The 12,393-nt window shown below is 66.1% G+C and carries 15 protein-coding genes; 7 read left to right on the top strand and 8 right to left on the bottom strand.

What is annotated here, in order from left to right; genetic code table 11:
* Window positions 1-1,061 (bottom strand): von Willebrand factor type A domain-containing protein (locus JHC81_RS11455; RefSeq protein ID WP_292174722.1); only part of this gene is annotated, 1,061 nt, incomplete at its 3' end.
* 157 nt (window positions 1,062-1,218) lie between these two features.
* On the opposite strand from JHC81_RS11455, the gene JHC81_RS11450 reads away from it, so the two are divergent.
* The 3 genes from JHC81_RS11450 to JHC81_RS11440 all read left to right on the top strand — a co-directional run bounded on the left by JHC81_RS11450 (window position 1,219) and on the right by JHC81_RS11440 (window position 4,570).
* The gene (locus JHC81_RS11450) at window positions 1,219-3,081 is read left to right on the top strand and encodes a monovalent cation:proton antiporter-2 (CPA2) family protein (protein ID WP_292174719.1); all 1,863 of its coding nucleotides are present in this window, start codon (window positions 1,219-1,221) and stop codon (window positions 3,079-3,081) included.
* Window positions 3,082-3,132: 51 nt separating this feature from the next.
* Window positions 3,133-4,134, top strand: a complete 1,002-nt coding sequence (dusA, locus tag JHC81_RS11445; RefSeq protein WP_292174715.1) for a tRNA dihydrouridine(20/20a) synthase DusA — start codon at window positions 3,133-3,135, stop codon at window positions 4,132-4,134.
* A 121-nt stretch (window positions 4,135-4,255) separates the two neighbouring features.
* Window positions 4,256-4,570 carry a hypothetical protein gene (locus tag JHC81_RS11440; protein ID WP_292174714.1) on the top strand — a complete coding sequence of 105 codons (315 nt, stop codon included), beginning with the start codon at window positions 4,256-4,258 and terminating at the stop codon, window positions 4,568-4,570.
* Here the strand turns inward: JHC81_RS11440 and JHC81_RS11435 are convergent.
* The 6 genes from JHC81_RS11435 to JHC81_RS11410 form a co-directional block, all read right to left on the bottom strand.
* Complete coding sequence (locus JHC81_RS11435; RefSeq protein ID WP_292174711.1) at window positions 4,567-5,193, bottom strand: DUF4126 domain-containing protein; 627 nt, start codon at window positions 5,191-5,193, stop codon at window positions 4,567-4,569. The genes JHC81_RS11440 and JHC81_RS11435 overlap by 4 nt on opposite strands.
* Before the next feature lie 99 nt (window positions 5,194-5,292).
* Window positions 5,293-5,580: a GNAT family N-acetyltransferase gene (locus JHC81_RS11430; RefSeq protein WP_292174708.1), complete on the bottom strand. Its 288-nt coding sequence runs from the start codon at window positions 5,578-5,580 to the stop codon at window positions 5,293-5,295.
* Between the two features lie 105 nt (window positions 5,581-5,685).
* A complete protein-coding gene (locus tag JHC81_RS11425; protein ID WP_292174707.1) occupies window positions 5,686-6,102 on the bottom strand; it encodes a hypothetical protein in 417 nt (138 codons plus the stop codon).
* A 4-nt stretch (window positions 6,103-6,106) separates the two neighbouring features.
* On the bottom strand, window positions 6,107-6,793 hold the full coding sequence (locus tag JHC81_RS11420) for a hypothetical protein (RefSeq protein WP_292174703.1): 687 nt from the start codon (window positions 6,791-6,793) through the stop codon (window positions 6,107-6,109).
* 66 nt (window positions 6,794-6,859) lie between these two features.
* The gene (gene folB, locus JHC81_RS11415) at window positions 6,860-7,255 is read right to left on the bottom strand and encodes a dihydroneopterin aldolase (protein ID WP_292174700.1); all 396 of its coding nucleotides are present in this window, start codon (window positions 7,253-7,255) and stop codon (window positions 6,860-6,862) included.
* Between the two features lie 4 nt (window positions 7,256-7,259).
* The gene (locus JHC81_RS11410; protein ID WP_292174698.1) at window positions 7,260-8,018 is read right to left on the bottom strand and encodes an SDR family oxidoreductase; all 759 of its coding nucleotides are present in this window, start codon (window positions 8,016-8,018) and stop codon (window positions 7,260-7,262) included.
* Between the two features lie 183 nt (window positions 8,019-8,201).
* On the opposite strand from JHC81_RS11410, the gene JHC81_RS11405 reads away from it, so the two are divergent.
* From JHC81_RS11405 to JHC81_RS11395, 3 genes are read left to right on the top strand one after another with little or no spacing between them, the layout of a single operon-like run.
* Complete coding sequence (locus tag JHC81_RS11405) at window positions 8,202-8,648, top strand: DMT family transporter (protein WP_292174696.1); 447 nt, start codon at window positions 8,202-8,204, stop codon at window positions 8,646-8,648.
* A 55-nt stretch (window positions 8,649-8,703) separates the two neighbouring features.
* On the top strand, window positions 8,704-9,567 hold the full coding sequence (locus JHC81_RS11400) for a hypothetical protein (RefSeq protein WP_292174693.1): 864 nt from the start codon (window positions 8,704-8,706) through the stop codon (window positions 9,565-9,567).
* 1 nt (window position 9,568) lies between these two features.
* Window positions 9,569-9,997: a hypothetical protein gene (locus JHC81_RS11395; protein ID WP_292174690.1), complete on the top strand. Its 429-nt coding sequence runs from the start codon at window positions 9,569-9,571 to the stop codon at window positions 9,995-9,997.
* An 80-nt stretch (window positions 9,998-10,077) separates the two neighbouring features.
* On the opposite strand, the gene JHC81_RS11390 is transcribed toward JHC81_RS11395, so the two are convergent.
* Entirely contained in the window at window positions 10,078-10,536 is a 459-nt protein-coding gene (locus tag JHC81_RS11390) for a hypothetical protein (RefSeq protein WP_292174687.1), read from the bottom strand.
* Here JHC81_RS11390 and uvrC point away from each other — a divergent pair.
* Window positions 10,529-12,393: excinuclease ABC subunit UvrC (gene uvrC / locus JHC81_RS11385; RefSeq protein WP_292174684.1), on the top strand; the 1,865-nt coding region annotated here is incomplete at its 3' end. The two genes, JHC81_RS11390 and uvrC, sit on opposite strands and share 8 nt — an antisense overlap.

Below are 12,393 nucleotides of genomic sequence, written 5' to 3'. Positions count from 1 at the left end.
GTGAACATCAGGATGCGGTTGACCTTGTCGCGCCCGAAGGCGGCCTCGGCCTGCTGGTAGGCGTTGACCATGCCCTGAGCACCCGCGGTCGAACCGCCTGCGTTCAATGCGGCGACGGCGCACCGCAGTTTCAGTTTGTGATCTCCGGGCGTGGGTCCCACGGCGGTGCCGACGTCGGAGGCATAGAAGGTGACGGCCACACGGTCCTGCGGCCTCAGCCGGTCGATGATCAGGTTCATGGACTTTTGCGCCAGGGCCAGCTTGTCCGGCGAGTGCATGGAGCCGGAGACATCGACCATGAAGGTCAGGTTCAGCGGGCGGCGTTCGGCTTCGGGCAGTTCATAGCCCTGCAGACCGATGTGGACGATCTGGCGACCCGGCGACCAGGGCGAGGCGACGACCGCCGTGGTGATGGCGAACGGCTCCGATGCCGCCCGCGGCCGGGCGTAGCCATAGTCGAAATAGTTGACCATCTCCTCGATCCGCACCGCATCGACCGGCGGGCGACGCCCCTCGTCCACGAAGCGACGCACATTGGCATAGGCGGCGGTATCGACGTCGATGGAGAAGGTCGAGACCGGTTCGTCCGCGACGCGCTTGACCGGGTTGGGCGTGGCGTCGGGATACCGTTCGGTGTCGGCGGGTCGGGGCGGAACGCCCGGCGGCAGGGGGCGCGATAAGGGAGGCGGTGCGTAGGCCGATACGCCGGCGACAGCTTCCGACCGCTGCACGCGACTGCCGGTGACGACGACGCCATCGAGCGTCGTCTGGCCATTGGGCAAGGTCTGCACGACAGGCGGCCGCGGCGGTGCCAGGGGCATGGGGGCCGATGGCGGCGGCGGCGGTGTAAGGCGATAGCGCGTGCGGTCATCTGCATCATTGGCCGCTGGCAGGGTAAATCCATACGGCCGGCATGCGGCGGCGGAAACGGTGCCATCGACAGGCTTGTCCGGATCGAACGCGTCCCGGTTCTGCGCGGTGACGGTGAACGAAGTCCCCGGCGCGGTCAGACTGAAAGCCATCAGGGCGGCGACGGCGGCGGTCAGTGGGCGGTACGTCATGGACAGGCCTTCCCTCGATGCATCTTGCGGGAGCACGAGGCCGGTCGGGCGGTGGCGAAACTGTGGCCTCGGCACATGACGGTATCTGACCGTCCTCGCACTGGCGCAGCGGTGCCTTAAGCCCCACAATGGTGTCTGGCACAGGCGGGGGAATAGGATGGCCGAGGCGAGCACAGGCGTACAACTGGTGCAGGTCGCCGCCCTGCTGGGGGCGGGGGTCGTCGCCGTGCCCCTGTTCCGCAAGCTGGGCCTGGGCTCGGTCCTGGGCTATCTGGCCGCGGGACTGGCCATCGGTCCGTTCGGCTTCAAGCTCTTCGCCGAGCCCGAGACGGTGCTGCATGTCGCCGAGTTCGGTGTCGTCATCTTCCTGTTCATCATCGGGCTGGAGATGCGGCCCGGTAAGCTGTGGAACCTACGGCGCGAAATCTTCGGCCTGGGCGTGGCCCAGGTGGGGCTCAGCGGTCTGCTGCTGACCCTGGCGGCCATGGCCTTCGGCGTGCCCGCGCCCGTCGCCTTCATCGCCGCCATGGGCTTCGTCCTGTCCTCCACCGCCGTCATCATGCAGGGGCTGGACGAGCGCAACGAGCTGAACACCCCGGCAGGCCAGCGGGCGGTCTCCATCCTGCTGCTGGAAGACCTGGCCATCGTGCCGCTGCTGGCCATCGTCGCCGTCCTGGCCAGCACCATGGGCACGGCGGTCGACGGTCCCCCGCTGTGGCAGACCATCGCCCTGGGCCTGGCCGCCATCGTCGCCGTCGTGGTGGCCGGGCGTTATCTGCTGAACCCGGTCTTCCGTTTCCTGGCCCGGCACGGCGGGCGCGAGATCATGAGCGCCGCCGCCCTGCTGGTCGTCGTCGGGGCCGCGCTGATCATGACCCTGGGCGGTCTGTCGATGGCCATGGGGGCCTTCCTGGCCGGAGTACTGCTGTCCGATTCCAGCTTCCGCCATCAGCTGGAGGCCGACGTCGAGCCGTTCCGGGGCCTGTTGCTGGGCATCTTCTTCGTCAGCGTCGGCATGTCGCTGAACCTGGCCGTGGTACTGGCCGACTGGCCGATCATCCTGGGCGGGCTGGCGCTGTTCATGGTGGTCAAGGCCGCGGCCATCTATGGCGTGGCGCGTCTGCTGAAGGCGTCCAACCGCGAGGCCGTCGAACGTGCCGCCATGTTCGCGCAAGGCGGGGAGTTCGCCTTTGTCCTCTATGCCGCCGCCCTGGCCGCCGGGGTGCTGGATGCCCGCTCCAGCGCCATCGCCACCGCCCTGGTCATCCTGTCCATGGCCCTGACGCCGCTGACGACCCTGATCGTGCGCCGCCTGATGCCACCCGCGCCGGAACTGTCGCCGGACGAGGCCGAGGGGGTCGATCATGCCAAGGGCCTGCGCGAGCGGGTTCTGATCATCGGCTTCGGCCGCTTCGCCCAGGTGGTGTCCCAGCCCCTGCTGGCGCGCGACGTCGACGTCTCGATCATCGACTCCGACGTCGAGATGATCCAGGCCGCCGGGAACTTCGGCTTCAAGGTCTACTACGGCGACGGCGCACGTCTGGACGTGCTGCGGGCCTCGGGCGCGGGTCAGGCCGAGACCATCCTTGTCTGCGTCGACAAGCCGGAGGTGGCCGACCGCATCGTCGAACTGGTCAAGGCCGAATTCCCCCTGACCAAGCTGTTCGTGCGCGCCTTCGACCGGGGGCATTCCATTCGCCTGGTCCAGGCAGGTGTGGAATATCAGCTGCGCGAAACCTTCGAGAGCGCGCTGGTCTTCGGCCATCAAGTCCTGATCGACCTGGGCTTCAGCCAGAACGAAGCGAGCGAGACCATCGACGACGTTCGTCGCCGCGACGAGGAGCGGTTCACCCTGCAACTGGCCGGCGGCCTCACCGCCGGACGCGGCCTGATGCGCGGCAATGCCGTCACGCCCCAGCCCGCGCCCTACGTCAAACCCCGGCGCGAAGGGCGCGCCCTCAACGAGGAAGCCGCCGAAGCTCTGGAGGAAGAGGACGAGCGCGAGAAGGCGGGGGTCTAGACGGGTGCCGGGTTCGCCAGCGGCCGCGATCTGGTGTAGACGCCGCCTCCCATGAACCGCCGCCTCTCGATCGCCCCGATGATGGACTGGACCGACCGGCACTGCCGGGCGTTCCATCGTACCCTCACGTCGCGGGCCCTGCTCTATACGGAGATGGTCACCGCCCCCGCCGTCCTGCACGGCGATCAGGCGCGGCTGTTGGGCTTCGATGCGGTCGAGCATCCGGTGGCCCTGCAACTGGGCGGGTCGGACCCGGATCAGCTGGCCCAGGCCGCGCGGACCGGCGAACAGTACGGTTATGACGAGATCAATCTGAACGTCGGCTGCCCGTCCGACCGGGTCCAGTCTGGGCGGTTCGGGGCCTGTCTGATGCGCGAGCCGGAGCTGGTCGCCGACTGTATGGCCGCGATCAAGGGCGCAATCGCCGTGCCCGCCACCGTAAAATGCCGCATCGGCGTGGACGATCAGGACCCGGAACAATCGCTGTTCGCCACGGTCGACGCCTGCGCCGCCGTCGGCATCGACACCTTCATCGTCCATGCTCGCAAGGCCTGGCTGAAAGGTCTGTCGCCCAAGGAAAACCGCGACGTCCCGCCACTGGACTATGCCTTGGTCCGGCGGCTGAAGCGCGAACGGCCGCATCTGTCGATCAGCATCAACGGCGGCATCACCTCGCTGGACGAGGCGGAGGCGCATCTGGACGATACCGACGGCGTGGCGCTGGACGGCGTCATGCTGGGCCGCGCCGCCTATCACGAGCCGTGCCTGCTGGGTCAGGCCGACCGCCGCCTCTACGGAGCCAACACGCCGGACGTGGATGCCTTCACCGCCATCGAACGCTACAAGCCCTATCTGGCCGCACGGTTGGAGGAGGGGGTGTCGCTGCCCTCCATGACCCGCCACATGCTGGGCCTGATGCATGGCCGCCCCGGTGCGCGCACCTTCCGCCGCATCCTGACGGTCGAGGCCCTGGGTCCGCGCGCCGGGCTGGAGGTTCTTGACCGCGCCACTGACGCGGTGCGCGAAGCCGAGGAACGGCGGCAGGCGGCCTGACACCGCTGCGGCGTTAATGATGCGCGGGCGACACGCCGGGCGCCTCATGTATGGCTACGCTTTCGGCGATTGTGGCGACGATTGGGCGTTCGCGTTAACGTCTGAGTCTGGAGCCCTAGCCATGTCAGACACACCGCCTGCCAATTCCAAAGCGGCCTTGAGGATCGTTCCCGGCGAGGCTGAAATCTACGACCTGATGCGCCAGCCCGAAACCACATCCGAACGCGTCAAACGCCTCCAGCAGGAGGCTCGCGCCCTGGCCGTCGAACAGGTCGAGGCGCTGGAGGTGTTGCTGATGCAGGCTTCGCAACTGGCCCGCGAGATTGCCGAGGGTGGCGACGCCTATCCGGTCGGTGCGCGCGAACTGGCCGGACGCATGGCCTCGGACCTGCCGACGAAGGTCGAGACGCTGAAGGCCATCGTCAGCCGGGTCTAGACGACTGCGCGTGCCGGACGATCCCTGATCCGCTTCGCCAGGCGGAATACCACGATCGCCAGGATCACCAGCGCCAGCGGGATGATCACCGGGGCCAGGAAGGCCACGATCACCGTCAGCACCGCCAGGACATCCTCGATCAGCGACACGATCGGATTGCCCAGCCCGCCGGTGGTGGCCGTCGAGCCGACCCGCACCCCGGTTTGGGCCGCATTGAAGGCCAGGGCCGTGGGGGCCCCCACGATGATGCCCGCCACCGCCGCCGTGGCGGGATCGACACCCCAGAAGACGCTGCCCGCCGCCACCGCGCCCGCAATGGGTCGGGTGACATAACCGACGGCATTCAGCGCATGGTCCACCGCCGGGACCTTGTCACCCGCAAACTCCGCCACAGCCGCGACGGCCAGGGCAGAGATGGCGGGCCAGGAGCCCAGCCAGTCCATCTGGTCATTCAGCCGGATGCCGAACATCTCGAACTTGGCCGCGAGGGCCAGCATCAGCAGCGGCAGAAAGGTGCGCAGACCCGTCGCGGAGGCCAGCCCCAACCCCAGCAACGCGGGCAGAACCCAAGTCTGAAGCGGGCCGACGGCCGCGCCCACCTCTGTCAGATCCAGTCCCGGCATGGCCTGTCCTCCTCACGCATCTGTGTGGCTGAACGCATGATGCGCGGGAACGGCCCGTCGCTCCATCCTCTTCTTGCCATCAGGCGAAGGCGGCTCTGATCAGGTCAGAATGTCCGAAAACTCCGGATGGCGCTTCAGCCAGGCGACGGCATAGCTGCAGCGCGGAGCCAGCTTCAGCTTTTCGGCACGGGCGTGTTCGGACAGGGCGCGCATGAAGGTGTCTGCCGCGCCGGTGCCGCGCAGGGCGGGGTCGGCTTCGACATGCAGGATGATGCGCGTCTCGCCCTGCATTGCATAATCGGCGAAGACCGTTCTCGTCTGGCCGTCCTGATCGACGAAGCCTTGTTCGAAGCGGTTCTCGTCCCGCACGTCGCGCAAATCGCTCATCTACTGTTCCTGGTCGTCCGGCACACCAATGTCGGCTATCCGACACACCAAACCCATGTCGCCTTGGCCTGTTCCAGCTTGACTGAAAAGAGTTTTTTGCCGCGCTCAGGGGGCGCGGTCGCGAGCCAGTGCCCAGGCCCCCAAGGCGCTGCGGATCGCGAACCACAGCGTCAGGCCTATCAGGGCCAGCCCGCTGACGATGGTCAGCGGCAGCAGCCAGGCCGCCTGCGTCAGGTCCATGAACAGGCTGACGATCCCGACCATGCAGATCGCGGTCAGGACGATGTTGATCACGGCCGAGGTCCAGAACAGCCTCACCTGTCGATCCAGATGCCGGCGGGCCAGGCCGCTCGCCCCCCCTCGCGCCGAGACCGCGACCAGCATGCCGACTAGCGCCAGCAGATTGGCGCTGGGCAGGGCCAGGACATACAGCACCCAAACGATCATGGCCGCCGGCTTGCCCGCGGATTCATGGCTCTGGTTGAACCGCGGGCGGCCCGGCTCGGGCGGCAGGACCGTCATCGCCTCAGATCCACCAGCCCGCCGGATGACGGATGGCCCGACCCGCTTTCAGCGCCAGCACCCCTGCTGCACCCCTTAGGATGACCCAGATGGCCAACAGGAACAGCACCGGCACCCCCAGCGCGAACGGGGCCGCGATCAGTACCAGCCCGACCACCGCCGCCACGGCCGCCGCGAACAGGGTCCGCCGCTGATACTGGTGGTGCGACCGGGCGATCGCATTGTCCGGCAGCCCTCGGCCCATCAGGGCCAGCAGGCCGACCACGACCGACACCCCCAACGTCGGCACGGCGAACAGGATCAGGGCATAGCCCAGGAACAGCCCGGCCCCATCCTTGGGCAGGGCTGGCGGGTCGTCGTGGCGGCGCGCCCTGGTGGAGAACTCGGTCGGCTCGAACACCGAACCGGCACTGGCTACACCCGGGACGGGGAGCGGCGTGGATGCCGCCGGGGCCATGGTCGTCTGAGCCGGCGTCGTCTCGGCCTGGACGGCGGCAAAGGCGGGTGACGGACGCGGGTCGAACAGGTCCGGCTCTGCCTCTCGTGTCGGTCGGTTGGGCGCGACAGGCGCAGCGGCGGCCTCCACCTCACGCGCCCGCCCGGCCAGGGACGCGGGCGACGAAAATCCGACCATGTCGTCGTGGTCGTCCGGCGTGCGGTCGGGGCGGTTGGGGTCGCCGGGTTCGGCCATAGACAATCCTCGGCTAGGCAATCGGTTACGCGGCTCGACAATGACGCCGCCGCCGGTCCGGCGCAACTATCCGCGCGCCAGCACGACCTCGCATCCGGGCGCGACGACACCCTCGAGTGCCCCCGGCTTTTCGATCCGCACGGCGCAGCGCTGCACCCGCGCATCTTCCAGACAGGCCAGGGCCAGTCGCTGGGCAAAGGTCTCGACCAGGCCGATATGTCCCTCTGCCGCGATGGCGCGGGCGGCGGCGGCCACGTCCTCATAGCTGACGGTATCGCCCAGCCGTTCGACCGGACCGGGCACCAGCGTCAGCGTCACGTCGATGACCAGCGTCTGCAGCCGGTTCAGCTCGTGATCGTGAATGCCGATGCCGGCCTGAACCGTCAGGCCTCGCACGAAGACGGTCAGACCCTCATGCCGGATGGCGTCGCTGGCAGCGAAGGGCAGGGGGGCAGCACTCACGGCGTTACTCCAGAATGTCCGGGGTCTTCCAGGCCAGGTGCTGGCCCGCATCGACGGCGATCATCTGGCCGGTGACCAGATCGGCCTCGACCAGCCAGCGTACGGCATCGGCCACCGCTTCGGGGCTGCCCGGACGCTGCAACAGGGTGGCGGCGGCCTCTGCGGCGAACTCCTCGTCGGTCTGATGGATGGAGGCCAGGGTCGGGCCGGGGCCGACGCCATTGACCCGGATGCGCGGGGCCAGGGCCTGGGCCAGGGTCCGCGTCGCCCACCACAGGCCGTTCCTCGACAGGGCATAGGAGATGAAGCGCGGATCGGGCTTCAGTACCCGCTGGTCCAGCAGATTGACGATGCAGGAACCGTCAGCAGCCTGCGCCGCAAAGGCTTCGCTCAGCACGATCGGGGCCCGCAGATTGGTCTCCATATGGGCGTCCCAGGTCTCGCGCTCCAGCGATCCCACCCGGTCGTCCTCGAAGACGGAGGCATTGTTGACCAGCACGCTCAGCGGTCCGATTGCGGCCACGGCGTCCGGCACGATGCGCGCGACCCGAGCCTCGTCCGACAGATCGCCGCTTACAGTCTCGGCCCGACGACCCAGCGCCCTCACCTCGTCCGCGACGGCCTGGGCGGCGTCATTTGATGATCGATAATGGACGACGATGTCGAACCCGGCCTGCGCCAGTGTCAGACAGATGGCGCGCCCGATCCGCTTGCCACCGCCCGTGACCAGGGCGGCTCCGCGACCGGTCGGGGTATCAGTCAACCCGACCGAACTCGATGACGTTGATCACGCCCAGAACCGCGACGAAACCGAGAATGACGAAAAGGGCCAGCATGGGATGCTCCTGAGACTGGGGCTGCAATAGAGCCGCAACGCCTGATCATCAATAGGCGGCTGCGTCACGGGCAGGTGCGCCCTGCCGATTCCGGTGCTAGCCATCGTGTCATGAACCCCAATCTCTTTCCCATGCTGCTGATCATTCTGGCCGGGGGTGCGACCGCCTTGCAGGCCCCGACGAATGCCAGGCTGATGACCGCCGTCGGCTCGCCGGTGAACGCAGCCTTCGTGTCTTTCGCGGTGGGGACGGTGGCGCTGGGGCTGATGGCGGTATTGTTCCAGACGCGGCCGGACATGGTCGCGGCACGCAGCCTGCCCTGGTACGCCTGGATCGGCGGATTGTACGGCGTGGTCTTCGTGATCGCGGCGACCTGGGGCGTGCCCCGGCTGGGGGTTGCGCTGACCATTACCCTGATGGTGGCGGGTCAGTTGCTGATCAGCCTGATCCTCGATCATTTCGGGGCGTTCGGTGCGCCGCAGCAGCCCATAAACCTGGGCCGACTGGCGGGTGTCGCACTGGTAATCGGCGGCGTTCTGATGGTTCGCCGGTTCTGATATTCGCTTCGCCGGGCCGGTTCGAATAGTGTCGGTATTGTGATAACGAGAACGTGTGCGTCGGCACACAATCGGATGTTGTCCCCCCCCCTTCGATGATGTTGTTTTCAGGCCTTCAAACGGGGGAAGGTTTCAGATTTCAGACTGGATTTTCGAGGCGGCGGCGACTCCGCAGCCGACGATGTGGGATGATCCTGCGCTGGCACCGGGCAGTGACTGGTCAGGGCCGACCGGTGCCGACCACGGCGACGCTGCACCCGTTTTCGACGGCGGCAAGGGCGAGCTGACCGAATTCGACCTGATGATGTTCGGTGCCGTGGACGGTGCAGGCGGCACAGATGATGACGAAGCGACCACGATAGATGACGTCATCTCCACCGGCCCTCGCCATGATTACGACGACCCCTATGACGACTGGTGGGAAACGGGCGGATTCCCGACCGGCAGCACGGGCGATGGGCCGAGCGGGGATGAGAATGTGGGTGAGGGTAGTGCCAATGGTGGTGAAGACAGCACCGGTCCACACGTTTATACGGATACGAATAGAGTAGGCGATACTTCTTGCGATGCAGACGAGGCTTGGCAGGGACTTCTTCGCAACGCGGCACCTGGACAAAACGGTCCTGCATCGACAGGCAACATTGTGAACGTCCCCGGCCTAGGGCCGGTTGTTCAAACCGTGAACTGGGAAACAATGACGGTTACCAACACAACTATGGAAGGACACCTGCTGCACCCCGGCACTGTTTCTCGACAGGTCATAGGTATAGGGGGTGACATTTATATCGAGACAGTTGGATGGGGTACAGGCACGCTTGGCGCAGCGAACACCTATTTCGCAAATGATTTATGGACAGCGATGGACCTATTGATCGCCATCTATGTAGACCAGAATGATGACGGAGAGGGGGACTGCTAGCGTGTCTTTTTCCGTGTTTCTTGTCATCGCGATGCTGTTCCGATTGCTCCTTATCTTAGGCGTATTGGCCGTATTCGCCTATTTGGTTTCATTGCCTTATCTTTGGAAAAGTGGAAGTGGCGTCCGCTCGAAAAGCACGCTTTGGCTCGGCTATGCCCCTGCCTTGGTCGTGGGGATTGCGCCAGTGGTGATGCTGGCAGGCGTTCTGCTGATCAGAGGGCCTGTCTTCATCTATCCCGCATACTTCTGTATTTTAGTCGGAGTGGTCTCAGGTGTGATTGGGCCCGCTATCGTTCCTGAATTTCGAAGACGCATGGTTTTCGGCCTTCCGCTCTTGCTGGTCTGGGCCTATCTCAGCACAGTGCTGGTCTTGGCCGGTGGAGGTATGCCGGTCCAACTCGACGCACCGATCAATGTCTTCGTTAGTTGATCATGGGCCTTGCAATCTCTGGCTTATACCTAGCCGCCGTAATCGCGACCCCTTTGCATGCTGGGCCGCAAGAACGACCCTCAGCAGAAGCTCGCGCCTATATCGCCACACTCGCGGACATCGGCGACCATGGACGACCTCCGCAAACCACGCGCATGGACGTTTCGGCAACCTGCGACGATCGTCCATACCGGATTGTGCTCACGCGAGCGATCGACCCAGAGGGCCGGGGGCGTACGGTTTTGGATAGCCTCGAACAGCCCCAGCACCCCGTCTCGCCTCAGGATCGCGACCGGTTTCAAGCCGTGCTGGATCGCTTCGATATCGTCTCGCAAGTTGAGCTGCATTGTTGGCGCAGCGCGGGTTATCGATACACGTTGACGGGACACACAAGACATGAGGACGGTGTTATGGAAAAGACAGCGACGGTCTCTTTCAATGGCGATGGCAGGTTTGATCGCGTCGTAGAGTAGTTGCTCAAGCCGGTTGGCCGCTTCTGACTTTCGCGCGGCACGTCCTATATGGACGCCAATGACCACCGACTCCTCCACCTCTGAACCGCTCCCCCTCGTCGCCGCCGATCTGATCCGCGACGAGGCGCGGCGTGCGCCGGACAAGCCGGGCGTCTATCGCATGTATGGCGAGGACGGGACCTGCCTGTATGTCGGCAAGGCGCGCTCGATCAAGAAGCGCATCCTGCAGTATGCGCAAGGCCGGTTCCACACCCAGCGCATCGGCCTGATGGTGTCGCTGACCCGCTCGATGGAGCTGGTCGTCACGGCGTCCGAGACCGAGGCCCTGCTGCTGGAATCCAACTTCATCAAGAAGCTGAAGCCGCGGTTCAACGTCGTGCTGCGCGACGACAAGTCCTTCGCCGAGTTGATGATCCGCAAGGACCATCGCGCGCCGCAGGTCCGCAAGCATCGCGGGGCCCATACGACGCCCGGCGACTATTTCGGGCCGTTCGCCTCGACCTGGGCGGTGAACCGCACGCTGAACACCTTGCAGAAGGCCTTCCTGCTGCGGTCCTGCTCGGACAGCGTCTATGAGACCCGCACCCGGCCCTGCATGCTGCATCAGATCAAGCGCTGCTCGGCGCCCTGCACCGGCCTGATCAGCCTGGAGGACTACGGCCAGCTGGTCGGGGAGGCGTCGGATTTCCTGAAGGGCAAGTCGCGCGCCGTCATCGCCCGCCTGTCGGAGGAAATGACCGCCGCCGCCGAGGCCATGGACTATGAACAGGCCGCCCGCGTGCGCGACCGCATCCGTGCCCTGTCCGCCATCAGCATGGAAAACTCCGTCAGCGCCGAGGGCGTGGCCGAGGCGGACGTCTTCGCCCTGTTCAGCGAGGGCGGGCAGGCCTGCGTGCAGGTCTTCTTCTATCGCGCCGGCCAGAACTGGGGCGGTCGCGCCTATTTCCCGCGGGTGGACCGGACCGATACCGACCCCGAAATCCTCGCTGCCTTCCTGGGCCAGTTCTACGAGGACAAGCCGGTTCCCCGGCTGATCCTGTCCAACATCCTGCCGTTCGAGAAGGAGTTGCTGGAGGAGGCCTTTTCGATGAAGGCCAAGACGGCCGACGGCCGCCGTGTGGTCTCGATCGAACAGCCGAAACGCGGCGACAAGGCCGCCCTGATCGACCACGCCCTGACCAATGCGCGCGAGGCCCTGGGCCGCAAGATGGCCGAGGGCTCGGCCCAGGGTAAAATCCTGGACGAGGTCTGCGAGGCCTTCGGTCTGGATAGTCGCCCCGAGCGGATCGAGGTCTATGACAACGCCCATATCCAGGGGACCAATGCGGTCGGCGGCATGATCGTGGCCGGGCCCGAGGGCTTTCAGAAGTCGCAGTATCGCAAGTTCAACATCAAGGGCACGGACCTGACCCCCGGCGACGACTACGGCATGATGCGCGAGGTCATGCGCCGTCGCTTCGGCCGCCTGGTCAAGGACGAGGAGGAGGGTACCGAGGAGGTTGTGCGCCCCGACCTGCTGCTGATCGACGGCGGGGCGGGACAACTGGCCGAGGTTCTGGCCGTGCTGGCCGATCTGGGGCTGGACGACATCACGGCCGTCGGCGTGGCCAAGGGACCGGACCGCGATGCGGGCAAGGAGCATTTCTTCATGCCCGGCAAGCCGCCCTTCATGATGCCGCTGAAGTCACCGGCCCTCTATTACGTCCAGCGCCTGCGCGACGAGGCCCACCGCTTCGCCAACGGGGCCCACGCCAAGCGCCGCTCGATGGACATCAAGAGGAACCCGCTGGACGAGATCGAGGGTGTCGGCCCGGGTCGCAAGAAGGCCCTGCTGCACGCCTTCGGCTCTGCCAAGGGCGTGGGCCGCGCCTCGGTGGTCGATCTGGTCAAGGTGGACGGGATCAACCAGCCGCTGGCGGAGCG

The sequence above is a fragment of the Brevundimonas sp. genome (assembly GCF_016463295.1).
In the GTDB taxonomy this organism is placed as follows: domain Bacteria; phylum Pseudomonadota; class Alphaproteobacteria; order Caulobacterales; family Caulobacteraceae; genus Brevundimonas.
The sequence above is the reverse complement of the archived record's forward strand: the minus strand, read 5'-3'. Positions and strand labels throughout refer to the sequence as shown.